The sequence below is a fragment of the Brevundimonas sp. UBA7664 genome (genome assembly GCF_002483305.1).
Taxonomy (GTDB): Bacteria; Pseudomonadota; Alphaproteobacteria; order Caulobacterales; family Caulobacteraceae; genus Brevundimonas.
Window position 1 is genome coordinate 15598 of sequence record NZ_DLHQ01000018.1, and the last position, 26081, is coordinate 41678.

General features: G+C 70.3%; 24 protein-coding genes. 12 read left to right on the plus strand and 12 right to left on the minus strand.

Annotated features, from left to right (window positions below; all coding sequences use genetic code 11):
• Positions 1-12: 12 nt before the first annotated feature.
• Positions 13-498 carry a DUF805 domain-containing protein gene (locus B2742_RS03510; protein WP_292063033.1) on the minus strand — a complete coding sequence of 162 codons (486 nt, stop codon included), beginning with the start codon at positions 496-498 and terminating at the stop codon, positions 13-15.
• A gap of 112 nt (positions 499-610) precedes the next feature.
• Between B2742_RS03510 and B2742_RS03515 the strand changes: the two genes are divergently transcribed.
• From B2742_RS03515 to B2742_RS03550, 8 genes are all read left to right on the plus strand, one after another.
• Positions 611-1240 carry a DUF2460 domain-containing protein gene (locus tag B2742_RS03515; protein WP_292063035.1) on the plus strand — a complete coding sequence of 210 codons (630 nt, stop codon included), beginning with the start codon at positions 611-613 and terminating at the stop codon, positions 1238-1240.
• Positions 1241-1243: 3 nt separating this feature from the next.
• A complete protein-coding gene (locus B2742_RS03520) occupies positions 1244-1897 on the plus strand; it encodes a baseplate hub protein (RefSeq protein WP_292063037.1) in 654 nt (217 codons plus the stop codon).
• Positions 1894-2346: an NlpC/P60 family protein gene (locus tag B2742_RS03525; protein WP_292063040.1), complete on the plus strand. Its 453-nt coding sequence runs from the start codon at positions 1894-1896 to the stop codon at positions 2344-2346. The genes B2742_RS03520 and B2742_RS03525 overlap by 4 nt, the downstream gene beginning before the upstream one ends.
• A gap of 2 nt (positions 2347-2348) precedes the next feature.
• Positions 2349-6071, plus strand: a complete 3723-nt coding sequence (locus B2742_RS03530; protein WP_292063042.1) for a baseplate multidomain protein megatron — start codon at positions 2349-2351, stop codon at positions 6069-6071.
• Between the two features lie 77 nt (positions 6072-6148).
• Positions 6149-7066 carry a DnaJ C-terminal domain-containing protein gene (locus B2742_RS03535; protein ID WP_292063045.1) on the plus strand — a complete coding sequence of 306 codons (918 nt, stop codon included), beginning with the start codon at positions 6149-6151 and terminating at the stop codon, positions 7064-7066.
• A complete protein-coding gene (locus B2742_RS03540) occupies positions 7066-8217 on the plus strand; it encodes a phosphoserine transaminase (RefSeq protein WP_292063047.1) in 1152 nt (383 codons plus the stop codon). The genes B2742_RS03535 and B2742_RS03540 overlap by 1 nt, the downstream gene beginning before the upstream one ends.
• An 82-nt stretch (positions 8218-8299) precedes the next feature.
• Positions 8300-9595 carry an adenylosuccinate synthase gene (locus B2742_RS03545; RefSeq protein WP_292063050.1) on the plus strand — a complete coding sequence of 432 codons (1296 nt, stop codon included), beginning with the start codon at positions 8300-8302 and terminating at the stop codon, positions 9593-9595.
• Positions 9596-9681: 86 nt separating this feature from the next.
• Positions 9682-10488, plus strand: coding sequence for a response regulator (locus B2742_RS03550; RefSeq protein ID WP_292063054.1), 807 nt, complete (start codon positions 9682-9684; stop codon positions 10486-10488).
• Between the two features lie 64 nt (positions 10489-10552).
• Here B2742_RS03550 and rpoH read toward each other — a convergent pair whose 3' ends face one another.
• The 3 genes from rpoH to B2742_RS03565 form a co-directional block, all read right to left on the minus strand.
• Positions 10553-11440 carry an RNA polymerase sigma factor RpoH gene (gene rpoH / locus B2742_RS03555; RefSeq protein ID WP_292063057.1) on the minus strand — a complete coding sequence of 296 codons (888 nt, stop codon included), beginning with the start codon at positions 11438-11440 and terminating at the stop codon, positions 10553-10555.
• A gap of 230 nt (positions 11441-11670) precedes the next feature.
• Positions 11671-12363, minus strand: a complete 693-nt coding sequence (locus B2742_RS03560; RefSeq protein ID WP_292063060.1) for a hypothetical protein — start codon at positions 12361-12363, stop codon at positions 11671-11673.
• 11 nt (positions 12364-12374) lie between these two features.
• The gene (locus B2742_RS03565; RefSeq protein WP_414633039.1) at positions 12375-13400 is read right to left on the minus strand and encodes an RluA family pseudouridine synthase; all 1026 of its coding nucleotides are present in this window, start codon (positions 13398-13400) and stop codon (positions 12375-12377) included.
• Positions 13401-13533: 133 nt separating this feature from the next.
• Here B2742_RS03565 and B2742_RS03570 point away from each other — a divergent pair, with 133 nt between their 5' ends.
• Positions 13534-14172, plus strand: coding sequence for a DUF2799 domain-containing protein (locus B2742_RS03570; RefSeq protein WP_292063063.1), 639 nt, complete (start codon positions 13534-13536; stop codon positions 14170-14172).
• Positions 14173-14202: 30 nt separating this feature from the next.
• Here the strand turns inward: B2742_RS03570 and fba are convergent, their stop codons facing one another.
• Positions 14203-15288 carry a class II fructose-bisphosphate aldolase gene (gene fba, locus B2742_RS03575; RefSeq protein ID WP_292063066.1) on the minus strand — a complete coding sequence of 362 codons (1086 nt, stop codon included), beginning with the start codon at positions 15286-15288 and terminating at the stop codon, positions 14203-14205.
• Between the two features lie 169 nt (positions 15289-15457).
• Between fba and B2742_RS03580 the strand changes: the two genes are divergently transcribed.
• Positions 15458-15640 (plus strand): hypothetical protein, encoded by a 183-nt coding sequence (locus tag B2742_RS03580; protein ID WP_292063068.1) that lies wholly within the window; start codon positions 15458-15460, stop codon positions 15638-15640.
• A 4-nt stretch (positions 15641-15644) separates the two neighbouring features.
• Here B2742_RS03580 and B2742_RS03585 read toward each other — a convergent pair whose 3' ends face one another.
• The 4 genes from B2742_RS03585 to B2742_RS03600 form a co-directional block, all read right to left on the minus strand.
• Positions 15645-16841, minus strand: coding sequence for a phosphoglycerate kinase (locus tag B2742_RS03585; RefSeq protein WP_292063069.1), 1197 nt, complete (start codon positions 16839-16841; stop codon positions 15645-15647).
• Positions 16842-16851: 10 nt separating this feature from the next.
• Positions 16852-17859, minus strand: a complete 1008-nt coding sequence (gene gap / locus B2742_RS03590) for a type I glyceraldehyde-3-phosphate dehydrogenase (protein ID WP_292063072.1) — start codon at positions 17857-17859, stop codon at positions 16852-16854.
• Positions 17860-17983: 124 nt separating this feature from the next.
• Positions 17984-19561 (minus strand): ATP-binding protein, encoded by a 1578-nt coding sequence (locus tag B2742_RS03595; RefSeq protein ID WP_292063074.1) that lies wholly within the window; start codon positions 19559-19561, stop codon positions 17984-17986.
• A complete protein-coding gene (locus tag B2742_RS03600; protein WP_292063076.1) occupies positions 19558-20298 on the minus strand; it encodes a response regulator in 741 nt (246 codons plus the stop codon). The genes B2742_RS03595 and B2742_RS03600 overlap by 4 nt, the downstream gene beginning before the upstream one ends.
• A 120-nt stretch (positions 20299-20418) precedes the next feature.
• On the opposite strand from B2742_RS03600, the gene B2742_RS03605 reads away from it, so the two are divergent.
• Complete coding sequence (locus B2742_RS03605; RefSeq protein ID WP_292063078.1) at positions 20419-21168, plus strand: hypothetical protein; 750 nt, start codon at positions 20419-20421, stop codon at positions 21166-21168.
• A 100-nt stretch (positions 21169-21268) separates the two neighbouring features.
• Positions 21269-22510: a S41 family peptidase gene (locus tag B2742_RS03610; protein ID WP_292063079.1), complete on the plus strand. Its 1242-nt coding sequence runs from the start codon at positions 21269-21271 to the stop codon at positions 22508-22510.
• On the opposite strand, the gene purT is transcribed toward B2742_RS03610, so the two are convergent.
• Genes purT through tkt form a run of 3 tightly spaced genes read right to left on the minus strand, consistent with a single transcriptional unit; the run spans position 22507 to position 26053 of the window.
• Positions 22507-23706: a formate-dependent phosphoribosylglycinamide formyltransferase gene (gene purT / locus B2742_RS03615; RefSeq protein WP_414633041.1), complete on the minus strand. Its 1200-nt coding sequence runs from the start codon at positions 23704-23706 to the stop codon at positions 22507-22509. The two genes, B2742_RS03610 and purT, sit on opposite strands and share 4 nt — an antisense overlap.
• Positions 23703-24098 carry a VOC family protein gene (locus B2742_RS03620; protein ID WP_349681112.1) on the minus strand — a complete coding sequence of 132 codons (396 nt, stop codon included), beginning with the start codon at positions 24096-24098 and terminating at the stop codon, positions 23703-23705. The genes purT and B2742_RS03620 overlap by 4 nt, the downstream gene beginning before the upstream one ends.
• Positions 24098-26053, minus strand: a complete 1956-nt coding sequence (gene tkt, locus B2742_RS03625; protein ID WP_292063161.1) for a transketolase — start codon at positions 26051-26053, stop codon at positions 24098-24100. The genes B2742_RS03620 and tkt overlap by 1 nt, the downstream gene beginning before the upstream one ends.
• Between the last annotated feature and the right edge of the window lie 28 nt (positions 26054-26081).

Here is a 26081-nt window from a genome sequence, read left to right on the forward strand (position 1 = left end):
TCTACCGGGCCCTCAGAGGCCCTTGGGATTGGGACCGAAGCGATTGTCGCCGGCCTGGCTGTCGGAAACGCCGATCCAGAGCAGGAAGCCGAGATTGACGAGGGTGAGCAGCCCGAACAGGCCCAGCGCGGGACCAATGAGGGCGAAGATGGCGGCGGGATCCTCGCGCTCCAGGGCCGCGGCGTTCGCGAAGGCCGTGACGCCGATCAGGCCGATGGCGACGAAGATGCCGACAATGCTGACGACCCATGGAATGGCGACCAGCCATCCGCTGTGGCCCATATCGTGGAGGCGCTTCACCGAGATGGCCAGGTTGGGCCAGATCAGGGCCAGGGAAATCAGACCGCCGAGCAGCGGGATCCATCCCGCGACGACGCCGACGCCGAGGCAGATCAGCCAACCGATCCAGAAGTGCGAGCGCCGGCTGCGGCCCTCGAAGGAGAACAGCAGCTTCTGCCAGTCAAAGCTTTGAATCTGATGGGAACTTTCCGTGGTCATGTCGCCCTCCCGCTCGCCGGACATCGTGTCCGCAGCGGAAGAATGACCGAACGGTGCTCGCCCGACAAGCGAAAGACGAAGCCGGCGAATCCGGAACAGGAGAGGGACTGCGATGGCCTTTCACGAGGTGCGGCTGCCCGCGCGGCTGGCGTTCGGATCGACCGGCGGGGTGGAGCGGCGGACGGAGATCGTGACGCTGGGGTCGGGGTTCGAGCGACGCTCGACGCCCTGGGCGCAGGGGCGGCGGCGGTATCTGATCGGCGCCAATCTGCGGTCGCTGGACGACATGGCGGCGCTGACCGGGTTCTTCGAGGCGCGGCGGGGCCGGCTGTACGGGTTCCGGTTCCGGGACTTCGCCGACTGCAAATCCTGTGCGCCGGGGGCGGCGGTCGCGCCGCTGGATCAGGCGCTGGGCGCGGGCGACGGGACGCGGACCGGGTTCCAGTTGGCGAAGGCCTATGGCGCGGGCGAGGGGGCGTTCGGGCGGTTGATCGCCAAGCCGGTCGAGGCGACGGTGCGGGTCGCCGTCGACGGGGTCGAACTGGCGGCGGAGGCTTTCACGGTCGATGCGGCGACGGGGATGGTGACGCTGGCCGCGGCGCCGGGCGCCGGCATGGCGGTGACGGCGGGCTTCGAGTTCGACACGCCGGTGCGGTTCGACGCCGACCGGATCGAGGTCACGCTGGAGAGTTTCGACGCCGGGCGGATGGCGGCCGTGCCGCTGATCGAGGTGCGGGTCTGAGTCATGCGAACGATACCGGAAGAGATGACCGCCCGCATCGAGAGCGGGGCGGCGATGCTGTGCCACGTCTGGATGCTGCGGCGGGCGGACGGGGTTGAACTGGGGTTCACCGATCATGACCGCGACCTGCTGGTCGACGGCGTGACCTGTCGGGCGGCGAGCGGGTGGACGGTGGGCGCGGAGGACAGCGCGGTCGGTTTCAGCCCGGGATCGGCGGCGGTCGCGGGCGGGCTGGACGACGCGGCGATCACCGACGCCGATGTGGAGGCCGGCCTGTACGACGCGGCCGCGGTGACGCTGTGGCGGGTCGACTGGGACCGGCCGGATCTGAAGGTCAGGCTGTGGACGGCGACCCTCGCGCGCATCCGGCGCGAGGGCCCGGGCTTCATGGCCGAACTCGAGGGACCGCTGGCGAAGCTGGAGCGGGTCGTCGGCCGGACCTATGGGCGCGACTGTGACGCGATGCTGGGGGATGGACGCTGCGGCGTCGATCTGGAGGCGTTTCCGGGGGCCGGTTGCGACAAGCGCTGGGCGACCTGCATCGGGACCTTCACGAACGGCGCCAATTTTCGGGGCTTTCCGGACATTCCCGGCGACGACTTCCTGACCGCGGCGCCGGTCGAGGGCGGACGCAACGACGGCCGGAGCCGGCGATGAGGCGCGCGGTGGTGGCGGCCGCACGGGGCTGGCTGGGGACGCCGTACCGGCATCAGGCCAGCGTGAAGGGCGAGGGCGCGGACTGCCTGGGCCTGGTGCGGGGCGTGTGGCGCGAACTGGTCGGCGCGGAGCCCGAGGCCCCGCCGCCGTACCGGCCGGACTGGGCCGAGGTCGGGGGCGAGGAGACCCTGCTGGCGGCGGCGCGCCGGTGGCTGGCGGAAATACCGGTGGAGGCGGCGCGGGCGGGCGATGTGGTCCTGTTCCGGATGGCGCCCGGCTGTCCGGTCAAACACTGCGCGATCCTGAGCGACATGACGGGCGCCGAGCCGCGGATGATCCACGCCTACTGGGGGCGGACGGTGGTGGAGAGCTGGATGGGGTCGTGGTGGCGCAGGCGGCTGGTCGCGGCCTTCAGCTGGCCCGGCGTTGAACGGTCCGGGGAGGACTGAACATGGCGCAGGTGATCCTGGGCAGCGTCGGCCAGGCATTCGGCGGGCCGATCGGGGCGGTGATCGGCTCGACCCTCGGGCGGGCGATCGATCAGCGGGCGATCTCCAGCCTTCAGCCGGCGCGGCAGAAGGGGCCGAGGCTGGAGACGCTGAAGGTGCAGGGGACGGCGGAGGGTGCGCCCGTAGCCTGTGTGTTCGGGCGGGCGCGGGTGACCGGCCAGATGATCTGGGCGGCGCGGTTCCTGGAAGGGCGCAACACCGCGTCCGGCGGCAAGGGCGGGCCCCGGACGGTGGAGTACGACTATTCCCTGAGCTTCGCGGTGGCCCTGTGCGAGGGCGAGATCGACGGGATCGGCCGGGTCTGGGCGGACGGGCGGCCGATGAATCTGTCGGGCGCGACGATGCGCGTGCATCGCGGCGGCGAGGATCAGACGCCCGACCCGTTGATCGAGGCGGTGGAGGGAGCGGCGCCCGCCTACCGGGGCACGGCCTATGTCGTGTTCGAGGACCTGCCGCTGGGGCCGTACGGCAACCGGCCGCCGCAGTTGAGCTTTGAGGTGTTCCGGCGGGCGCCGGGCGACGCGCCGCGGCTGGAGGACCGGCTGGAGGGCGTGTGCCTGATCCCGGGCGCGGGGGAGTTCGTGCTGGCGACCGAGGTGGTCATGCGCCGCGAGGGGCTGACCCGGACGACGGCGGAGAACCTGCACGCCGGCGACGGACGGGCGGACCTGGCGGTGTCGCTGGATCAGTTGCAGGCGCAATGCCCGAACCTGAAGCGGGTCAGTCTGGTGGTCGCGTGGTTCGGCGACGACCTGCGGGCCGGCCACTGCGCCGTCCGACCCGGCGTCGAGCGGGCGGACAAGGCGACGGAGCCGCTGGGCTGGTCGGTCGCGGGCCTGGATCGGTCGGAGGCGCATCTGATCAGCCATTCCCCCTCCGGCGGACCGGCCTATGGCGGCACGCCCTCGGACGAGAGCGTGCGGCAGGCGGTGGCGGCGCTGAAGGCGCGGGGCCTCGAGGTGACGCTGTATCCGTTCGTGCTGATGGATGTGGCGGCGGGGAACGGGCTGCCCGATCCCTATGGCGGGTCCGAGCAGGCGGCCTATCCGTGGCGGGGTCGGGTCAAGGGCGAGGACGGCGCCGGCGCGGCGGCGGAGGTCGCGGCGATGTTCGGGACGGCGGACGGCTGGGGACTGCGCCGGATGGCGCGGCATTATGCGGCGCTGGCGGCGGAGACGGGGGCGGACGGGTTGTTGATCGGCTCGGAGATGCGCGGGCTGACGAGGACGCGGGATGCGGGGGGCGGGTTCCCGGCGGTGGCGCAACTCCGGACGCTGGCGGCCGAGTGCCGTGCGGTGGTCGGGTCGGGCGTCGCGATCAGCTATGCGGCCGACTGGTCCGAGTACGCCGGGGTGAGGGATGGGAGCGACGTGGCGTTTCATCTCGATCCGCTGTGGGCCGATGCGAGCATCGATTACGTCGGCATCGACTGGTATCCGCCGATGGGCGACTGGCGGGCGCTCGACGGCGGGGCGGACGGCGAGGGGTTCGCGGGACCGGCCGAGGCGGCCTATCTGGCGGCCCAGGTCGCGGGCGGCGAGGGGTTCGACTGGTTCTACGCGTCGGACGCCGACCGGGCGGCGCAGACGCGGACTCCGATCGTCGATACGGCGCACGGTGAAGACTGGGTGTTCCGGGTCAAGGACCTGAAGGGGTGGTGGTCGAGTGCCCACCATGACCGGCCCGGCGGCGTGAGGAACGGTTCGCCGACGGCCTGGGTCGCCGGGATGAAGCCGGTCCGGCTGACGGAGTTCGGCTGCGCGGCGGTGGACCGGGGCGGCAATGCGCCGAACCTGTTCCTGGATCCCAAGAGCGCCGAAAGCGCCCTGCCGCCGTTCTCGACCGGCGCGCGCGACGACCGGATGCAGAGGCGCGTGCTGGGGTCGGTGCTGGAGCATTTTGCGGTGGAGGCGAACAATCCCTCTTCGGCGGTCTATGGCGGGCCGATGGTGGAGGCGGCGGACGCCTGGTGCTGGGATGCGCGGCCGTATCCGGCGTTCCCGGGACGCGACGACGTCTGGGCGGATGCCGGCTCGTGGCGGACGGGCCACTGGCTGAACGGGCGTCTGGCGGGGGAGACCCGGGATCTGATCGCGGCCATCCTGAAGCGCGGCGGTCTGGACGAAGGCGCGTTCGAGATCGGCGGCTTCGCGGGCGAGGTGCAGGGCTATGTCATCGACCGGCCGATGCGCACCCGCGATGCGCTGGAGCCCTTGCTGGCCGGACTGGGCCTGGTCGCGGCGGAGCGAGGCGGACGGGTGTCGGTGATCGGGGATGAGCCGGCGGTCGCGTCGCTGACACCCGAGGCCTTGGCCTTGCCGGAGGAAGGGGCGAGCCTGAAGGCGGAGCGGGTGCTGGAGCCGCGGCCCGGCGCGGCGCGGGTGCGTTATATCGACGGAGAGGCGGGGTATCAGACCGGATCGGTCGTGGTGCGTTCGGCGGGCGAGGGCGGCGGGATCGATCTGGACCTGCCGGCGGTCTGTTCGGGCGCCCTGGCGCGGGCGGCGGCGGAGCGGGCGCTGGAGGCTGGAGGCGCGGATCGGCTGATGGTGACGCCGGGGCCGGTCGAGGCGCTGGCTCTGGAGCCCGGCGACACGGTGACGGTCGAGGGCCGCAGCGGCGACTGGCGGGTCATGCGTCTGGATAGGGACGAGACGCCGTCGGCGGTGCTGGAGCCCGTTTCCGCGGTCCGGGTCGGGGAGGATGACGGCCAGCCGGGGGCGGGCGAGAGCGCGGTCGTCGCCGGCGCGCCCTTCTTCCGGATGATCGAACTGCCGCCGCTGCTCGGTGCGGAGGATGACGGGCGGCCGATCGCGGTCGTGGCGGCGGACCCGTGGCGGCCGATGCGGGTGTTCGCCGGGGCGGACGCGGCGGCGCTGACGGCGAGGGGCGAGGTGGCGCAGCCGGCGACGGTGGGTGTGCTGGCCGGGCCGCTGGGGACGGGCGCGCGGCATCGCTGGGACGAGGTGAACGCCGTGCTGGTGCGGGTCGAGGGGCCGGCGCCGCAGAGCCGGTCCGAAACGGCTGTGTTCGCGGGCGGCAATACGGCGGCGGTTGAGACCGCCGGCGGCTGGGAGTTGCTGCAGTTCCGGACAGCGACGCTGGTCGGGGGCGGGGTCTGGCGGCTGTCCGGCCTGTTGCGGGGGCAGCAGGGGACGGAGGCGGCCGGGGCGTCGAGCGGGGTTGTCGTCGTCTTCCTGGATCAGGCGCCCGCAAGGGCGGACTCGCCGCGGGCGGAGCGGGATCTGCCGCGGATCTGGCGGGCCGGTCCGGCGGGCGGACCGGCCGGCGGTGCGGGGGTGAGCGAAGTCGGGTTCACGGCGACGGGCGTGCATGAACGGCCGTGGTCACCGGCGCATCTGCGGGCCACGGCGCGGGGGGACGGCGGGTTCGATCTGGGCTGGATTGCGCGCTCGCGGGTCGACGGAGACCGGTGGGACGGCGAGACGGCCGCGTCCGGGTCTTCGAGGTTCCGGGTGCGGGTGCTGGATGGCGAGGTCGAGAAGCGAAAGTTCGAGGTCGAGGCGGCCGGCGCGAACTATCCGGCGGCTGATCTGGCGGCGGATTTTCCGGGTGGGCCGGACGCCCAGTCCCGCGTGGCCGTGGCGGAATGGGGCGAGGGATATGGCTGGGGGATGGAGGCGAGCATTCTGTTGACGGGATGATTTGCCCAGCCTCCCTTTGCGCGGCGCACGCGATGCCCTAACTGACGCTCTCGGCTTTCGATGGAGCGGTATTCGACGTGGCGGGCGATCCCTACAAGGAACTGGGCGTTTCGAGGGGCGCGAGCGCGGACGAAATCAAGAAGGCGTTCCGCAAGCTCGCCAAGGAACTGCATCCCGACAAGAACCCCGGCAATACGGCGGCCGACGAGCGCTTCAAGCGGATCACGGCGGCCTTCGACCTGCTGGGCGACAAGGACAAGCGCGCCAAATTCGATCGGGGCGAGATCGACGCCGACGGGCGCGAGCAATTCCGTGGTTTCGGCGGGGGACAGGCGCGCGGCGGCCCCGGCACCAATCCCTTCGGCCAGGGCGGGACGCGGCAGCAGGGCTTCGAGAACATCGACCTGGACGAACTGTTCGGCGGCATGTTCGGCGGCGCGGCGCGGCCGGGCGGGGCGCGGCCCGGCGGATTCGCGGCCAAGGGTCAGGACGTCAAGGCGACGCTGGAGATCAGTCTCGAGGATTCGATCTCGGGGGCGACGCGGCGCATCCAGTTTTCGGACGGCAGGATGCTGGATGTCGCGATCCCGAAGGGGGCCAGTGACGGCCAGACGATCCGGCTAAAAGGCCAGGGCGCACCGGGACGGGGCGGTCCTGCCGGCGACGCCCTGATCGAGCTGAAGGTGGCGAAGCATCCGGTCTTCACTCGCGACGGTGCGGACCTGACGATGGATCAGCCGGTGGCGCTGTTCGACGCGGTGCTGGGCGGCAAGGTGCCGGTGCGGACGCCCGAGGGAACGGTCAGCATGACCATTCCGGCGGGCTCCAGCTCGGGCAAGGTGCTGCGCTTGAAGGGCCGGGGCGCGTTCGCGGACGGCAAGCGCGGCGACCTGCTGGCCAAGCTGATGATCACCCTGCCGGAGGACAGCGCCGAGCTGACCAAACTGGCCCAGACCGTGCGCGACAAGGGGCCCGCGCGGCCGTTCCGCGATTGATGGCGAACAAGCCGAACATCAAGCCAGCGCGGCCGTGGTTCTCGTCCGGGCCGACAGCGAAGCGGCCCGGGTGGTCTTCCCAGGCGATTCCGCATGAGCTGCTGGGGCGGGGCATCCGCGCGCCGGAGGTGGTCGAGCGGTTCGCCCACGGGCTGAGGCTGACGCGGGCGCTGCTTCAGGTTCCGGCGGACTGGGTGCTGGTCTATGTGCCCGGATCCGATACGGGCGCCGTCGAGGCGGCGATGTGGTCGATGCTCGGCGAGCGGCCGGTGCAGGTGCTGGCGTTCGAGAATTTCGGCAAGGTGTGGGCGACCGACGCGGTCGAGCATCTGAAACTGGAGCCCGAGGTCATCTCGGCGCCGTGGGGCGAATGGCCTGATACCTCGGCGGTCGATCCGGCCAAGGATCTGGTGTTTCCCTGGAACGGCACGACCTCGGGCGTCTGCGCGCTGGATGCGGACTTCATCGCGGACGACCGCGAGGGGATCGTGATCTGTGATGCCACGTCGGCGGCGTTCGCCATGGCCTTGCCGTGGGGCAAGCTGGATGTGGTGACGTTCAGCTTCCAGAAGGCGCTGGGCGGTGAGGCGGGACTGGGCGTGGCCGCCCTGTCGCCGCGCGCGGTCGAGCGACTGGACCGCTATGCGCCGCCGCGACCGGTGCCCAAGGTGCTGCGGCTGCGCGACAGCAAGGGTTTTGACCGGCTGCTGGCCAGTGGGTCGATGCTCAACACCTTTTCGGTCTGGACGATCGAGGACTGGATCGACGCCGTCGAATGGGGGCTGTCGGTTGGCGGCCTGCAGGCGCTGATCGCGCGGACGGAGGCAAACGCCGCGGCGCTGGACGAATGGGTCGGGCGCACGGACTGGATCGACTATCTGGCGCGGGATCCGGCGACCCGGTCGACGACGTCGGTGTGCCTGAAGATCGTCGATCCGCGTGTGACGACGATGGCCGAAGACGCGCGACAGGCGCTGGTCCGGCGGATGAAGGCGCTGGTCGAGGAGGAGGGGGCGGCGTTTGATGTCGAGAGCCACCGCAATGCGCCGGCGGGCCTGCGCGTCTGGTGCGGCTGCACGGTCGAGACGGCGGATATCGAGGCGCTGACGCCGTGGCTGGACTGGGCCTTCGAGACCGCTCTGACGGAATAATCGTCCGGCGACGGGACACCCGCTGATTCCCCGGCTATAGGCTGCGCCCGCATTCCGAAATCCCGGACAGCGGAGAACAGTCTTGGCGAACGTTGCAGTGGTCGGCGCCCAGTGGGGTGACGAGGGCAAGGGCAAGATCGTCGACTGGCTGTCGAACCGCGCCGATATGGTCGTGCGGTTCCAGGGCGGGCACAACGCCGGCCATACGCTGGTCGTGGACGGCAAGGTCTACAAGCTGGCGCTGCTGCCGTCGGGCGTGGTGCAGGGCAAGCCCTCGATCATCGGCAATGGCGTGGTGGTCGATCCCTGGCATCTGGTCGGCGAGATCGGGAAGATCGAGGCGCAGGGGATCAAGATCAGTCCCGAAGTCCTGATCGTGGCCGACAACGCCTGTCTGATCCTGCCTATCCATCCGGCGCTCGACGTGGCGCGCGAGGCGGCGGCGAGCGCGCCGGGGGCGCGGATCGGCACGACGGGTCGCGGCATCGGCCCGGCCTATGAGGACAAGGTGGGGCGGCGGGCCATTCGCGTCTGCGACCTGGCCAATGTCGAGGACCTGAAGGTCAAGATCGACCGCCTGCGCTCGCACCACGATCCGCTGCGGGCCGGGCTGGGGCTTGAGCCGATCGATCCGGAGGCGCTGCTGGCGCAACTTCTGGAGATCGCGCCGAAGGTCCTGCCGTATGTGCAGCCAGCCTGGCGGGTGCTGGACCAGGCGCGGCGGGACGGCAAGCGGGTGCTGTTCGAAGGGGCGCAGGGCGCCTTCCTGGACGTGGACCACGGCACCTATCCCTATGTGACCAGCTCCAACACCGTGGCCGGGCAGGCGGCGGCGGGGTCAGGCATCGGACCGCGCGGGGTCGGCTATGTACTGGGGATCGTGAAGGCCTACACGACGCGGGTCGGCGAAGGTCCATTCGCCTGCGAGTTGAACGATGAGGTCGGAACCCATCTGGCGACGGTCGGGCGCGAGGTCGGCGTCAACACCGGGCGGGCCCGGCGATGCGGCTGGTTCGACGCGGTGCTGGTGCGGCAGTCGGTGGCGATCAACGGCATCGACGGCATCGCCCTGACCAAGCTGGACGTGCTGGACGGGCTGAAGACGCTGAAGATCTGCACCGGTTACCGGATCGACGGCCAGGTGCTGGACTATCTGCCGTCCAGCCTGAAGGCGCAGGCCGCGGCGGAGCCGGTGTTCGAGGAAATGGACGGCTGGAGCGAGAGCACGGCCGGCGCGCGCAGCTTCCGCGATCTGAACGCCAATGCGGTGAAATACGTCCGCCGCATCGAGGAACTGATCGGCGCGCCGGTGGCGCTGCTGTCGACCAGCCCGGAGCGGGACGACACCATCATGATGCACGATCCGTTCCGGGGTTAGATCGACAGCGCGAACCGCTCGACGGCGTTCAACGGGCCTTAACTCCGCGCCGGTTAAGCACGATCTCCGGAGTGGAGGTTCCCGTCTTGTTTGCAGTCGATCGTCGTGTGCTGGCGAAGCTGGAGCCTGTGGTCAAACGGGTGCTGATCATTGATCCGAACCCGCATGCCGCGCGCCTTCTAACCGACATCATGAAGGGGCTGGGCTCACGGGACGTCGTGGTTCAGCCGAACGACAAGCGCGCATTACAGGCTGCGTCGGACCTTGAGCCCGGCATCATCTTCACGGAACGCACCGGCGAGGGGCTGGACGGGGAGGCCCTGGCCAGGGCGCTGCGGCGCTCGCATCTGGCCTGTCGCCGCGCCCCCATCATCATGGTGACGGCTGACGCGACGGCCCGCACCATCGTGGGCGCCCGGGATTCGGGCGTGCACGAGTTCCTGCGCAAGCCCTTCACCAGCGCCGACCTGTTCAAGCGCGTCGAGAATGTCGCGCTGAAGCCGCGCGACTGGGTCGAGGCGGTGGGGTACATCGGCCCGGACCGGCGCCGGTTCAACTCGGGCGAGTTCTCCGGCCCCGGCAAGCGCAAGGCCGACCGGCCGGCGACGGGTGCGGCCGCCCAGGCCGCGACCAAGGACCAGGCGATGCGCATCCTGGGCTCGGCGCTGGACCAGTTCGACAGCGACCCGATGCAGGCGGTGCGCGCCATCCGTGAGCAGGCGGCGACATTGAAGGTGCTGGCCATGAAGGCGTCGGACTCGCGCCTTGCAATGGCCGTGGGCGCGCTGGAAGTTTCGATGGCCGCGGGGCCGCCGACCAAGGAGACGCTGGCCGCGCCGATCGGCACCCTGCTGGCGATGCATCAGGTCGAGCCGGTCGCCCGCACGGGCTGACGCCGCGGCCCTGTACAGGGGTGATCTGGAGCCGGGCGACCCTCAGGCCGCCCGGCGCCGGATATCAGGCGTCGACCAGGTTCCGCTCTTCGGCGGCGGCGCGCATGGCCTTCTGGAGCTTCTCGAAGGCGCGGACCTCGATCTGGCGCACGCGCTCGCGCGACACGCCATACTGGCCGGCCAATTCCTCGAGCGTCACCGGATCGTCCTTGAGACGGCGTTCCGTGAGGATGTGCTTCTCGCGGTCGGTCAGCTCTTCCATGGCCTCCTGAAGCAGGCCCATGCGGATCGACTTCTCCTCGCTCTCGGCAAGCTGGGTCTCCTGCGAGACCGCCGTGTCGTCGGCGAGCCAGTCCTGCCATTCGCTTTCACCGTCGGCGCGCAAGGGCGCGTTCAGGGAGGCGTCGCCGCCGAGGCGGCGGTTCATGTTGGTGACCTCCTCTTCCGACACGCCCAGCTTGGTGGCGATGGCGGAGAGGTGTTCCGGACGCAGGTCGCCTTCCTCGAAGGCCGAGATCTGGCTCTTGGCCTTGCGCAGGTTGAAGAACAGCTTCTTCTGCGCGGCGGTGGTGCCCATCTTCACGAGCGACCAGCTGCGCAGGATGTATTCCTGGATCGAGGCGCGGATCCACCACATGGCGTAGGTCGCCAGGCGGAAGCCCTTGTCCGGATCGAATTTCTTGACGGCTTGCATCAGGCCGACGTTGCCCTCGGAAATCACTTCGCCGATCGGCAGGCCATAGCCACGATAGCCCATGGCGATCTTGGCCACGAGGCGCAGGTGCGAGGTGACGAGGCGGTGGGCGCTCTCGGCGTCCTGGTGCTCGGTCCAGCGCTTCGCGAGCATGAATTCTTCGTCTTTCGCAAGCATGGGAAACTTGCGGATTTCAGTGAGATAACGCGACAGTCCCTGTTCAGGCGACATCACCGCGAGTGATCTGGCTACAGCCATTAGTCTGGTCCCTCCGACCGTGAAACGAGCGGGTTCTTCGGAAGCGGCCACCCGATGTGCGCCGTCGCCTCACCCCTCAACCGATGACATAGGATCGGGTTTCCGCACTTGTCAGTGGCGGATGGTCACACAAGAGCGTGACCGTTGCCCCGGCGCCACGGCACCGAATGAGGGACGGTATAGCGGATAGTCCGTCCTTAATCAAGACGGACTGCCGAAGCCAGGCCCGCTCAGTAGAAGTCGACGTGGAGGTGGTCATCGTGGCGCGCCGCCTGACACCCGGCGAACCGCAGTTTGGGATGCCCCCACAGGCCGAGGCGCCGTTCCAGATGCGGCTCGATCAGGACCCGGCGGACGCGGCGATCGGCGATCAGGAGCTCGACGAGGGTTCTGGTTCGGGCCTCGTCGAGCTGCCAGGGGCGGTTGGCGGGTGGATCAGGCTTTTCGGCGGGCCCGACGCGGCCGCCTGGGCAAGCGAGCGGCTCACCCGGTCGGACCGGCTCAGCCGGCCAGAGGCCGCCATACAGGCGGGTGTCCGGGAAGTCGGCGAGCGGGCGTCCCTCGCGGTCGGTGTAGTAGAGGCCAAGGTCGATCTGTCGACCGTCGCCATGGCTGAGATGCGGCGGGAAGGGGACGACGCCGGCCGGGCCTGAAGCGTCCATGAAGCGCAGCACTTCGTCTGGATAACGGGCGGCGATGGCCTGGGCCGCGGTGGTCAGCGCCTCGCGCGCGGCGGGAGTGACGAAATGCCGGTCGAGGCGGCAGTAGCGGTCGGCGACCGGCTCAAGCGGCGTGGAGCCGTCGCAGGGGAGGGAAACGAGGCCGGCGGCGTTGGGCCGGACCGAGCCGGGCCCCCCGCGCCATGGCGGTGTCGGCTCCGTCGCCTGCCGGCAGGCCGTCAATGCGAGCGCGGCAGCCAGCAAGACGGCTATCCTCACAGCGCGGCGAGTCCCTGTTCAAGCAGGCGCATGTCTTCCGGCGGCGCGGTTTCGAAGCGCAGGGCCTCGCCCGTCACGGGATGGATAAAGCCGAGGATGGCGGCGTGGAGCGCCTGACGCGTCAGACCGGCCTCGGCGATGGCGATGCGGACGGGATTGGCCGGACTGCCCGTGCCGTAGACCGGGTCGCCCAGCAGCGGCGAGCCCTTTGAGGCCATGTGCACGCGGATCTGGTGGGTGCGGCCGGTGTGCAGGGTGCAGGCGACGCGGGAGGCGAGGGGCGGGGCGGCCGGGCGACTGCCTTTCCGGGGCGCGGCGCCGAAGACCTGATCGACGACATAGTCGGTGATGGCTTCCCGACCGCCGGTTCTCAGCACGGCCATCTTCTTGCGGTCTCCGGTCGAGCGACCGAGGTTCGAGACGATGCGGCCCTTCTCCGGCTGGGGCGCGCCGCGGACCAGGGCGATGTAGGTGCGCTCGATGTCGTGGGCGGCGAACAGGGCCGAGAGGCCGGCGTGGGCGGCGTCGGTCTTGGCGGCGACCATGACGCCGGAAGTGTGTTTGTCGAGCCGGTGGACGATGCCCGGCCGGGCGACCCCGCCGATGCCGGAGAGCGATGCGGCGCAGTGATGAAGCAGGGCGTTGACCAGGGTGCCGGTCTCGCTGCCGGGGGCGGGATGCACCGCCATGCCCGCGGGCTTGTCGATCACGATCAGGTCCGCGTCCTCGAACAGGACGGCCAGGGGAATGTCTTCGGGCTGGGGGATGGCCGAGATGATCGCCGGGAGGGCGACGGCGTAGAGGCCGGGCAGGGCCTTGGCCGAGGCGGACCCAAGGGGCTGGCCGTCGCGGGTGACCACGCCTCCGGCCAGCAGGGCCTGGACCCGGGCGCGCGAAAGGGCGGGAAAGAGATCGGACAGGACCTTGTCGAGCCTGCCGCCGCCGGCTTCGAGACGCGCCTCCAGAACGGGTGGGAGGTCCTCGTCGGTGGCGAAGTCTTCGTTCGTGGGGTCTTCGGACAAGGCGCGCTCCGCCGCTAGGGCCAAGCGGCAGGCGATCTAGCACGTCCAGGCCGTGGGCGTGCAAGGCATGACCTTGGCGACGAAGCCAAGCTGAGTCATGGTCAAGCTTGGTCTTTCGGGGGGGTCTGGAACCATGAAACTGTGGATTTTCGCTGCGGCCGCCGGCGGCGCCGTACTCGGCCTGGCCAGTTGCGCCACGATGAGCGCGGAGCAGTGCATGGCCGGAGACTGGGCCGGCCAGGGCTATTCAGACGGGGCATCCGGGCTGACGATGAGCCGGCTCGAAGAGCACGCAGAGGCCTGCGCCAAGCACGGGGTCACGCCCGACCGGTCGGCCTATGCCGCCGGGCGCGATCAGGGGCTGGTGCGCTATTGCACCCCCGCGAACGGATTCCGGGCCGGCCGCACAGGTTCGGGCTATGGCGGGGTCTGTCCGTCGTACCTGGAAGTTGACTTCATGCCGGCCTATCGCGACGGGCAGATCGTTCACGACGTCGAACAGGCGCTGACCAATGCGCGCAGCAGCGCCGACAGCCTGGGCGCGCGGCTGGAGGAGCTGGACGACAAGATCGCCGGCAAGCAGCGCGAACTGCGCGCCGAGGGCCTGACCGAACCGCAGCGCGACCAGATCCGCGACCGGATCCAGGAGCTTCGCCGCGAACGGGCGGAGACGGAGCGGGAATGGCGCCGCGCCCAGAACGCCATCGACGACGCCGAGCGGGATGTTCGTGACATCCAGTGGCGCTTCCGGGACCAGTACGGCGGCTGGTGACCGCGCGGTCGGTCCGCTCGGGCCGCCGCGTCAGGCGGCCTTTGAGGCCGAGGCGCCGAAGTGCGGGTTCAGTTCGCCCTTGGCGTAGCGCTGGGCCATCTGGGCCGTGGACAGGGGCCGGATCTTCGAGGCCATGCCCTCGCAGCCGAACTGCACGAACCGCTCCTGACAGAGTTTGCGCATCGCTTCCTTGGCGGGCTTCAGATAGGCGCGCGGGTCAAACTCGCCGGGCTTCTCGGCGAGGATTTTCCGGATCGCGCCGGTCATGGCCATGCGGTTGTCGGTGTCGATGTTGATCTTGCGGACGCCGTGCTTGATGCCGCGCTGGATCTCTTCCACCGGCACGCCCCAAGTCTGGGGCATCTTGCCGCCATAGGCATTGATGATGTCCTGCAGGTCCTGCGGCACCGAGGACGAGCCGTGCATGACCAGATGGGTGTCGGGCAGGCGGCGGTGGATTTCCTCAATCACGTTCATGGCGAGGACTTCGCCGTCCGGCTGGCGGCTGAATTTGTAGGCGCCGTGGCTGGTGCCCATGGCGATGGCGAGGGCGTCGACCTGGGTCTCGCGGACGAAGTCCACGGCCTGGTCCGGGTCGGTCAGGAGGGCGGAATGGTCGAGCTTGCCCTCGAAGCCGTGGCCGTCCTCGGCTTCGCCCATGCCGGTCTCCAGCGAACCCAGCACGCCCAGTTCGCCCTCGACCGAGACACCACAGCTGTGGGCCATCTGGACCACCCGGCGGGTGACGTCGACGTTGTATTCGTAGGAGGCGGGCGTCTTGGCGTCCTCTTCCAGCGAGCCGTCCATCATCACCGAGGTGAAGCCGTACTGGATGGCGGTGGCGCAGGTGGCCGGGCCGTTACCGTGGTCCTGGTGCATGCAGACCGGGATGTGCGGATACAGTTCGGCCAGGGCGTCGATCAGCTTGGCCAGGACGATGTCATTGGCGTAGCTGCGCGCACCGCGGCTGGCCTGGATGATGACGGGGGCGTTGACCGCCTCGGCCGCCTCCATGATCGCCAGACCCTGTTCCATGTTGTTGATGTTGTAGGCCGGCAGGCCGTAGTCGTTCTCGGCCGCGTGGTCGAGAAGCTGTCGCAGCGTGATGCGCGCCATGGGGTGTCTCCTGAGCCCGTGAGTTTTGCCGGTGGTCTAGCGTCACAGGCGCTTGAAGTCACGCAGTGTTACAGTCGGACGGCGGCGTCAGAAGTCGAAAGGGGTCGCGGCGTCATGTCCGTGCCACGCTCGATCTGCCCGGCGATCAGGCCGGGGAGGGAGCCGCGCCATGCGGAAATTGCTGACCGCAGCACTGGTCTCCGCGCTCCTTCTGGCGGGCTGCGCGGGTCTGCCGACCACGGAAGATCTGTGCCGCAACTCGTCGCGTTGCACGCCGGACTGCGGCTCTGTCGCGCGGGGCGGCTCGCCGGAGTGTGATCCATGGCAGCGCGAGGGTCACACGCGCGGCTGACGCCTCAGACCCGCAGCGCCTCGACGCCGGGCAGGGGCTTGCCCTCCATCCATTCCAGGAAGGCGCCGCCGGCGGTGGAGACGAAGGTCATGTCGTCCGCCACGCCCGCGTGATGCAGGGCCGCGACCGTGTCGCCGCCGCCGCCGACCGCGATCAGGACGCCCGCCCTCGCGAGCGCCGCTGCGTGATGGGCGACCGCGACGGTGGCTGTGTCGAAGGGCGGCACCTCGAACACCCCCAGCGGACCGTTCCAGATCAGCGTCTTTGATGCGGTCAGGGCGTCGACGAGGCGCGCGACGGTCGCCGGGCCGGCGTCGAGGATCTTGTCGTCGGCTGACAGCGGCTGACCGGCGACGACGGGGCGGGCGGCCACGCCGGGCTTGACCTCGGTCGCCACGACGAAGTCGACGGGCAGCAGGATCTCGCAGCCGCGAGCCTTGGCTTCGGCCAGGATTTCGCGGGCGGTGTCGGCCATGTCGCGCTCGGCCAGCGAGCCGCCGATATCGATCCCTTGCGCGAACAGGAAGGTGTTGGCCATGCCGCCGCCGATGGCGAGGCGGTCCAGCTTGCCGACCAGGTTTTTAAGCAGGTCCAGCTTGGTCGAGACCTTGGCCCCGCCGACGATGCCGATCACCGGCTTCTTCGGCTTGCCGAGCGCGGCGTCGAGCGCGTCGAGCTCGCGGCGCATCGACTCGCCGGCATAGGCGGGCAGCAGGCGGGCGAGCCCTTCGGTCGAGGCGTGGGCGCGGTGGGCGGCGGAGAAGGCGTCATTGACATAGACGTCGCCGAGTTCGGCCAGTTGCGCGGCGAAGGCGGGGTCGTTGGTCTCCTCGCCGGGGTGGAAGCGCACGTTCTCGAGCAGCACGACGCCGCCGATGTCGATGTCGGCGATCATCGCTTTCGCCTCTTCGCCCACACAATCAGAGGCGAACCGGACCGGAGCCCCCAGAAGGTGTTCGAGATCGTCGACGACGGGCTGCAGGCTCATCGAGGGGACGACCTTGCCCTTGGGCCGATCGAAATGGGCCATCAGGACCACCTTGGCGCCGGCGTCGCGCAGCTTGTTGATCGTCGGCAGGGCGACGCGCAGGCGGGTGTCCTCGGTGACCTTGCCGGCCTCCATGGGGACGTTGAAGTCGACGCGGACGAGGGCGGTCTTGCCGGCGAGGGCGGGGGCGTCGTCGAGGGTGCGGAAGGTCATGATTTCAAGCCTAGATCAGCTTGCTCATCACCAGCGCCGTGTCGGCCATCCGCGTGGCGAAGCCCCACTCGTTGTCGTACCAGGTCAGGACGCGGGCCAGCTTGCCGTCGACGACCTGGGTCTGGGGCAGGGCGGCGGTGGACGAGGCGGCGATGTGGTTCAGGTCGGTGGAGACCAGCGGCTCGATCGTGGTCGCCAACACGCCCTTCATCGGACCGTCCGCGGCGGCCTGGATGGCGGCGTTGATTTCTTCCACGGTGACCTCGCGGCCGGCCACGACCTTCAGGTCGACGACCGAGACGTTCGGGGTCGGAACGCGGATCGAGGAGCCGTCCAGCTTGCCCTTCAGGGCCGGCAGGACCAGGCCGAGAGCCTTGGCGGCGCCGGTCGAGGTCGGGATCATCGACAGGGCGGCGGCGCGGCCGCGGTAGAGGTCCTTGTGCATCGTATCCAGCGTCGGCTGGTCGCCGGTGTAGGCGTGGATGGTGGTCATATAGCCGCGCTCGATGCCGAACAGGTCGTGCAGGACCTTGGCCACCGGGGCCAGGGCGTTGGTGGTGCAGGAGCCGTTGGAGACGATGATGTCGTCGGCGGTCAGGGTGTCATGGTTGACCTTGAAGACGATGGTCTTGTCGGCGCCGTCGCAGGGCGCCGAGACCAGCACCCGCTTGGCGCCGGCGGTCAGGTGGGCCGAGGCCTTTTCCTTCGTCGTGAACAGGCCGGTGCATTCGAAGGCGATATCGACGTTCAGCTCCTTGTGCGGGAGCTTCGACGGATCGCGTTCGGCCGTGACCTTGATCTTGCCCAGGCCGACGTCGATCCAGTCCGCGCCGGTTTCGACCGTGCCGGGGAACCGGCCGTGCACCGAGTCGTAGCGCAGCAGGTGGGCGTTGGTCTCGACCGGGCCCAGATCGTTGATCGCCACCACCTCGATGTCGCGACGGCCGTGCTCGACGATCGAGCGCAGGACGAGGCGGCCGATGCGGCCGAAACCATTGATGGCGACGCGGACGGTCATGGGGCGGTCTCCGGAGAAGCGGTGTCAGGGTTGGCGCTTCAATGAAGCCGACGGGCGCGGCGATCAACCCCGCGTCCGTAACAAGACGTGATCGACTGTAACGCTCAGGTCGAACGCCCGGCCGTCACGCGGGCTTCAGCGGCAGGTCGAGCCGGGCCAGCAGGCCGCCTTCGGGTCGGTTGGCCAACGTGACCTCGCCGCCATGAGCCCGCGCCGCCTGGCGGGCCGCCGTCAGGCCGAGCCCCGCCCCGCCGGTTTCCCGGCTGCGCGAGGGTTCGGCGCGATGGAAGGGCTCGAAGACGGCTTCGAGCTCATCGTCGGAAAGGCCGGGGCCGTCGTCCTCGACCGTGACGACGGCCCGCCCGGCCTCGGCAAAGGCCTTCACGCGCGCGCCGCCGCCGTATTTGACGGCGTTGGCGATCAGATTGCCCAAGGCCCGACGTAGGGCGGCCGGGTCCGCCTCGACCGGCAGTTCGCCGCCGCCGTCGAAGGTCACCGCCTCGCCGGTCTCCGAGAAACCTTCCGCGCAGGCGGCGGCGAGGGCGTCCAGATCAAGGGTCTCGCGCCGGTCGGGGGTGGCCTCGCCGCGCACATAGGCCATGGCCTGGCCGATCAGGGCGTCCATCTCCTCGATGTCGGCGGCCATCCGGTCGCGCACCCCCTCGGGCGCTTGTTCGGCCCGGAAGCGCAGACGGGTCAGGGGGGTGCGCAGGTCGTGGGCGATGGCGGCGACCGTCTGGCTGCGCCGACGCATGTGGTCGCGCAGCGACGCCTGCATGTCGTTGAAGGCCTGGATGGCGGTGCGCACCTCGCTGGGACCGGACGGCGTCAGCGGCTCGGCCTCGGGGTCGGCGCCGAGACGTTCGGCGGCGTCGGCGAAGACCCGGATCGGCCGGGTCAGCCGGCGGGCCATCCACCACACCAGCGGGGCCAGCAGCAACATGGATATGGCCAGGGCCAGCAGCACCCGCTGATGCCACGGCGACAGCAGGCCGCGGGGCGGCTCGACCGTAGCCCAGCGTCCATCCGGCTGACGCACCGACGCCGAGAATGGCGCGAAGGTCAGCCGGTCGGCGAGGACGGTGAACTGGCGGGTTTCCCGGTCGATGACGAACGCGCCGTGAGACTCCCCGGGATCAGGATGGCGCAGGCGGAGCTCGGCGCGGACCTCGGGGCCTCGCTGGACGATCACCGTCTCGCCGTCCGTTTCGGTCCGCCAGGTCGGCGTCGTTTCCGTCGCCGGAGGACGGGATGCCGCTGGCGGGGCCGGGTTGAGAGATGGAGCCGGGTCACCGTCGGGCCGGACGACAACAAGGTCGACGCGTTCGCGGGCGTGTCCGCGATCGTCCGGGCCGGGTCGACGGGGCAGGCCGTGATCGACCGTCACCCGGACGGCCTCGAGCTCCACGTCCAGCCTTTGGGCGAGTCCGGCGCGGATCGCCAGGGCCATCGGATCGGTCTGGGTCGCTGAATCCTCCCCTTGCGGGCGGTCGACCAGCCGTCGGCGCAGCGGTCGTCCGTCGGAGGTCTCCGCGGGCGCGCCCCTCAGCGCGTCGGCGGCGGCGACGATGCTGAAGCCGGCGGGCCGGGGTTCGGGCGCGAACAGCACCACGCCGAAGGCGACCGCCTGCGACATGACCACCGCCAGCGCGGCCAGGGCCGCGACCTGGACGAGGACGGGGAAGGAGGAGGGCCGCCTCACGCCACGCCCCGGATCGGGTCATGGCAGCGCGCTACCCGGACGTCGAACATATAGCCCTCACCCCGCAGGGTCTGGATCATCTGAACGCCGGAGCCGTCGTCGAGCTTCTTGCGCAGCCGGCTGATCTGCACATCCATGGCGCGGTCGAAGATGTCGGCGTCTGCGCCGCGGGCCCGCTCGAGCAACTGGTCGCGGGTCAGGAGGCGGCCGGGGCGTTCGGCGAAGGCGCGCAGCAAGGCGAACTCTCCCGCCGACAGGGCGACGGCCCGGCCATCGGGCCGGGTCAGTTCGCGGCGGAGCAGATTCAGCCGCCAGCCGGCGAACGTCAGGGTCGGTCCCTCGGCGGCGGCCTCCTCGCGCGGGCGCCTCAGGACGGCCCTGACGCGGGCCAGCAGTTCGCGGGGGTTGCAGGGCTTGGGCAGATAGTCGTCGGCCCCCAGCTCCAGCCCGATGATGCGGTCGGTGTCCTCGCCCATGGCCGACAGCATGACGATGGGCGGTCCCTTGCCGGCGAGGCGGCGGCACACGGAAAGGCCGTCCTCGCCGGGCATCATCAGGTCCAGCACGATCAGGTCAGGAGCGCGACGCGCCACGGCCCGGTCCATCTCGGCGGCCGAGGCGGCGCCCACGGCGTCATAGCCATGCTGGATCAGATAATCGCACAGCACTTCCCGGATGCCGGGGTCGTCATCGACGACGAGGATGTGGAGGGCGGCGTCGGCTTGCATGGGCGTCATTGTGACGAACCCGGCGCTCCCCGTCATTTCAGCGTTGAAACAATCGGCGACGAGCTGAAACACAACGGCAAGCGCGTCGTGGTCGAACATGGACCGCACAACAACGGGAGCCGACCCCTCATGCTGACCCTGATCGCCCTTTCCGCCGCCCTGATACAGCAGACCCCGGCGCCCGCCGCGCCTCACGCCCCGCCCGAAGTCCGCACCCGCGTCATGGTCCTGGGCGGCGACGGCCCCGGCGGGCTCGACAAGGACGGCGACGGTCAGGTCTCGCGTGAGGAGTTCGCCGCGCCGATGAACGATCATTTCGCGCGGATGGACACGGATGGCGACGGCCGCCTGTCGTCCGGGGAACTGGACGCCGGTCACGGCCCCATGGGCGAGGGCGGCGACCACCAGATCAGGATCCTGCGCGGTCCGGGCGGCCACGGGGGCCCGGACGGCCCGGGGATGCATCGCTTCGAACTGCGCCGTGACCATCCCGGTGGCGAGGCTGGCGCAGAAGCCGGACAGCGTGAAGAGCGGACCATGGTCTTCGTCGGCGGCGAACCCGGCGCCGGCGGTGAACGCGAGGTCATCATCCTCGATGGACCCGGCGGACATCCGGTCATGGCCGGCGGGCATCGGGAAGGCGGGCCCGGCGAGCGGATCGAGATCCGGCGCATGGGCGGTCCCGACGGCGGGAATGATCTGGACGCCGACGACGACGGCCGGATCAGCGAGGCCGAGTTCAGCGCGCCCCTGCGCGACGCGTTCGCGCGGATGGACGCCGATCGCTCGGGCTTCATCGAGGCCGGCGAGCGCGGATCCGGCCACGGCGCAGAAGTCTTCGTCCACCGCATCGAGACGCGGGCGGGCGACGAGGATTGATCGCGCCAGCGACTTCGTGACTTGAACGGCGCCCAAGGCGCCCTCTAATGGCGTCATGATCTTGCGCCGGCTTCTCCGGATCCTGCCTGTATCGGCGGCGATGAGCCTTGGGCTCATCGCCGCTCCGGCGTTCGCGGTCGATCCCGCCGCCGCGCCGGTGACGGCGACTGCCGCCCCCGCCGCCCCCGACCGCGAGCGGGCGCGGATGAACCAGCGCGTCTTCGACCGGGTCTGGAGCGAGGTCCGGTCCCAGTACTACGACCCGGAACTGCACGGCGTGGACTGGAACGCCGCAAGGCGGACCTATCGGCCGGCGGCCCTGACGGCGACGGACGACCGGACCCTGTACCGCACGCTCGGCGATATGCTCGACCTGCTGGATGACGATCACGCCGGCGCCTCCCCGCCGGCCGTGGCGCGCCGACGGGATACGCAGCGCAACCGCCGTCCCGCGATCGGGGTGACCTTGCGGCCCGACCCGTCGGGAGACGACTATGTGATCGAACGGGTCCGGCCGGCCTCGCCCGCCGGCGAGGCCGGCGTGGCCGAGGGGTGGCGACTGATCGCCGGCGACGGCGCCCTGTGGACGCCGGAGGAGGATCTCGTCGAGGGCCGGACGATAACCCTGGCGATGGTCGATGGCGACGGCGTCTCCCGGGCCCTGACCCTGACCCCGCGCATGATGGAGCCGACGCCGGCCTTCGTCGCCGACCGCTCGCGGCCGGGCGTGCTGATCCTGACCGTCGATGGCTTCGAGGCCGGGCTGGGCCGGTGGATGGGCGAGCAGCTGGACGGACTGCCGGCGGACACGGATGTCGTCATCGATCTGCGCGGCAACCCCGGAGGACGGCTGGCCGAGGCCGATGCGGTGCTCAGCTGCTTCCTGCCGCGAAACCGGCTGTGGGCGGCCCGCACCGGCCGCTCGGGCCGGCGGATCGAGCTCCGGACCGCCGGCGGCTGTGGCGACCTGGCCCGGCCGGTCGGAAACGAAGTGGCCGTCCTGGTCGACGCCAACAGCCGCAGCGCGGCCGAACTGACCCCCGCCGCCCTGCAGGAGGCGCGGCGCGCGGTCGTGGTGGGCGCGCCGACGGCCGGGGCCGTGTTGATCTCTCAGGAGACCTCTCTGCCCGACGGCGGGCGGTTGAGCCTGAGCCGGGCCGACTTCGTCACCCAGGGGGGCGTACGGCTGGAGAAGCGCGGCGTAACGCCGGACGTGGCCGCGCCGCTGACGCTGGAGGACCGCCGCGCCGGGCGGGATCCGGGACTGGAGGCCGCCGTGGCGGCCCTGGCGGGGACGCAAACGGAGCCGCCGATGGCGGTTCAGCCCGCGCCGTCGCTCTAGCCCGCGACTACCCGGACCCTGGACGCCGCCAGCCGCGCCCGCTCGCGAGCCTGCTCCACGGTCTCGCCGCGGGCCGTGGCCACGCCCATCCGGCGGCTGACGTAGCTCTCCGGCTTGCCGAACAGGCGCAGGTCGGCGGTCGGGACCGACAGGGCCTCGGCCACACCTTCAAAGGCGACGCCGACGGCATCCATGCCGCCATAGATGACCGCGCTGGCGCCGATGTCGCGCTGGCTGACGTCGACGGGCAGGCCGAGGATGGCGCGGGCGTGCAGGGCGAACTCGCTCATGGTCTGGGTGGCCAGGGTCACCAGGCCGGTGTCGTGGGGACGCGGCGACACCTCCGAGAACCAGACCTGGTCCCCCTTCACGAACAGCTCGACCCCGAATACCCCGAGCCCGCCCAGCGCATCGGTGACCTTGCGGGCGATGTCCTGTGCGGAGGCGAGGGCGGCGGGCGTCATCGCCTGCGGCTGCCAGCTCTCGACATAGTCGCCCTTGACCTGGCGATGGCCGATGGGCGCGCAGAAGTCCGTCCGCACCGTGCCGTCCCGCAGCGAGCGCACGGTCAGCAGGGTGATTTCGAAGTCGAAATCGATCCGGCCCTCGACGATCACCGTCGCCGTTTCGACCCGTCCGCCGGACTGGGCATAGGCCCAGGCGTTGGCGGCGTCCTCGAGGGCGTCGATCATCGACTGGCCCTTCCCGGACGAAGACATCACCGGCTTGATGAAGACCGGCAGGCCGATGCGGTGCGCGGCCTCGGCCAGTTCGGCGGCCGAGGTGGCGAAGGCGTAGGGGCTGGTCGGCAGGCCGAGGTCCTCGGCGGCCAGCCGGCGGATGCCCTCGCGGTTCATGGTCAGCTGCGTCGCCCGCGCCGTCGGGATGACCGTCGCCAGACCGGCTGCTTCGATCTGCGCCAGAACGTCAGTCGCGATGGCCTCGATCTCCGGCACGATGATGTGCGGGGCCTCGGCCATGATGACGCCGTTCAGGACCTGGGGATCGGTCATCGGAATGACGTGGCTGCGGTGCGCCACCTGCATGGCCGGGGCGTTGGGATAGCGGTCGACGGCGATGACCTCGGCGCCCAGCCGCTGCAGCTCGATGGCCACCTCCTTGCCGAGCTCGCCCGCGCCCAGAAGCATGACGCGCACGGCGCTGTCGGAGAGGGGGGTGCCGAGGCGCATGGTCAGTGGTCCTTGTCGGAATGCTGGATCAGATCCCAGGCGTTGCCGTACAGATCCTCGAAGACGGCGACGACGCCATAGTCCTCGCGCCGGGGCGTTTCGCGGAAATGGACCCCCGCGGCGACGAAGGCCGCGTGGTCCCGGTCGAAATCCTCCGTTTCGAGGAACAGCCAGACCCGCCCGCCAGACTGGTTGCCGATCGCGGCCCGTTGAGCATCTGTCACGGCCCGGGCGAGCAGCAGGGAGGTCTGGCCGCCGCGCGGCGTGACCCTGACCCATCGCTTGCCGCCGCCGCGATCGGCGTCCTCGCTCAGTTCGAACCCCAGCTTGCCGACATAGAAGGCGATGGCCTCGTCATAGTCGCGGACCAGCAGGCTGAAGGCGGCGATGTGGGCCATCAGCCCTGGAGCCGCGCCTTCGCCGCCGCGACCACCGCATCCGTGGTGACCCCGAACTTCTCGTACAGGACCTCGGCCGGCGCGCTGGCGCCGAAGCCGGTCATGCCGACGAAGGCGCCGTCCTCGCCGATGAACCGCTCCCAGCCTTGCTGGATCGCGGCCTCTACGGCGACGCGGACCGTGCCGCGGCCGATGACGCTGTCCTGATATTTCTTCGGCTGCTGGAAGAAGAGCTCGAAACAGGGAACCGAGACGACGCGGGTCGGCGTGCCCTCGGCCTCCAGCACATCGGCGGCGGCCAGCGCGAGCGCCAGTTCCGTGCCGGTGCCGAACAGGGTGACCTTCGCCGCGCCCTTGGCGGCGCGGACTTCATAGGCGCCGCGGGCGGACAGGTTCCCGTCCGAGGCCACGGTGCGAACCGCCGGGGTCTTCTGGCGAGACAGGGCGAGGGCCGACGGTGCGCCCTTGTGCTCCAGCGCGGCCTGCCAGCATTCCATGGCCTCGACCGTATCGGCGGGGCGGAAGACCAGCAGGTTGGGGATGGCGCGCAGGGCGGCCAGATGTTCCACCGGCTGGTGCGTCGGGCCGTCCTCGCCGAGGCCGATGGAGTCGTGGGTCAGGACGTGGATGGCCCGTACGCCCATCAGGGCCCCCAGACGGATCGCCGGACGGCTGTAGTCCGAGAACACCATGAAGGTGCCGCCGTAGGGAATGATCCCGCCGTGCAGCGCCATGCCGTTCATCGCCGCGGCCATGCCGAACTCGCGGATGCCCCAGTTGACGTACCGGCCCTCATAGGACGGGGCGTCGAAGATCGGCGTGCCCTTGACGAAGGTGTTGTTCGAACCGGTCAGGTCGGCCGAGCCGCCGATCAGTTCGGGGATGGCGGCGAACAGTTCGTCCAGCGCCGCGCCCGAGGACTGGCGCGTGGCCTGGGCCGGCCTCGTCTCGACCAGTTCGGCGATCCTTGCGTTCAGGGCGTCGAAGGCGCCGGCGGGCAGGTCGCCCTTCATCGCCCGCGTGAAGTCCGCGGCCTGCGCAGAGGCGTTCAGCCGGGCTTCCCAGGCCTTCCGCTCTTTCGCGCCGCGCTTGCCGACCTTCTTCCAGGCCTTGTCGATCGCCTCGGGCAGTTCGAACGGTTCGTGCGTCCAGGCCAGGCCCAGTCGGGTGGCGGCGATTTCCGCCGCGCCCAGGGCGGCGCCGTGGGTCTTGTGGCTGCCTTCCATGGTGGCGGCGCCGCGGCCGATCCTGGTCTTGCAGGCGATGAGGGTCGGCTTGTCCTGCTTCACGGCCCACTGCAGCGCCGACTTGATGACCTTCATGTCGTGGCCGTCGACGGCCTTGACCGCCCAGCCGGCCGCCTTGAAGCGGGCCTTCTGGTCGGTGGCGTCCGACAGGGACACGGCCCCGTCGATGGTGATGCTGTTGTCGTCCCAGAGCACGGTCAGCTTGTTCAGCCGGTAGCGGCCGGCGAGGGCGATCGCTTCCTGCGACACGCCCTCCATCAGACAGCCGTCGCCGGCGATCACCCAGGTGCGGTGATCGACGAGGTCGGCGCCGTATTTGGCGGCCAGATGGCGCTCGGCCATGGCGAAGCCGACGCTGTTGGCCAGGCCCTGACCCAACGGCCCGGTGGTCGTTTCCACGCCCGGCATATGACCGAACTCAGGGTGACCCGCGGTCTTCGATCCCCACTGACGGAAGTTCGACAGTTCTGCCTTCGTCGCCGCCTTGTACCCGGTCAGGTGCAGCAGGCTGTAGATCAGCATCGAGCCGTGGCCCGCCGACAGGATGAACCGGTCGCGGTCGGCCCATTCCGGGCGGCTCGCGTCGAACTTCAGGAATTTCGAGAACAGCACCGTCGCCACGTCGGCCATGCCCATGGGCATGCCGGGGTGGCCGCTCTTCGCCTTCTCCACCCCGTCCATGGACAGCACCCGGATGGCGTCGGCCATCTGCTTCGGCGTGGCTTTTTCGGATACG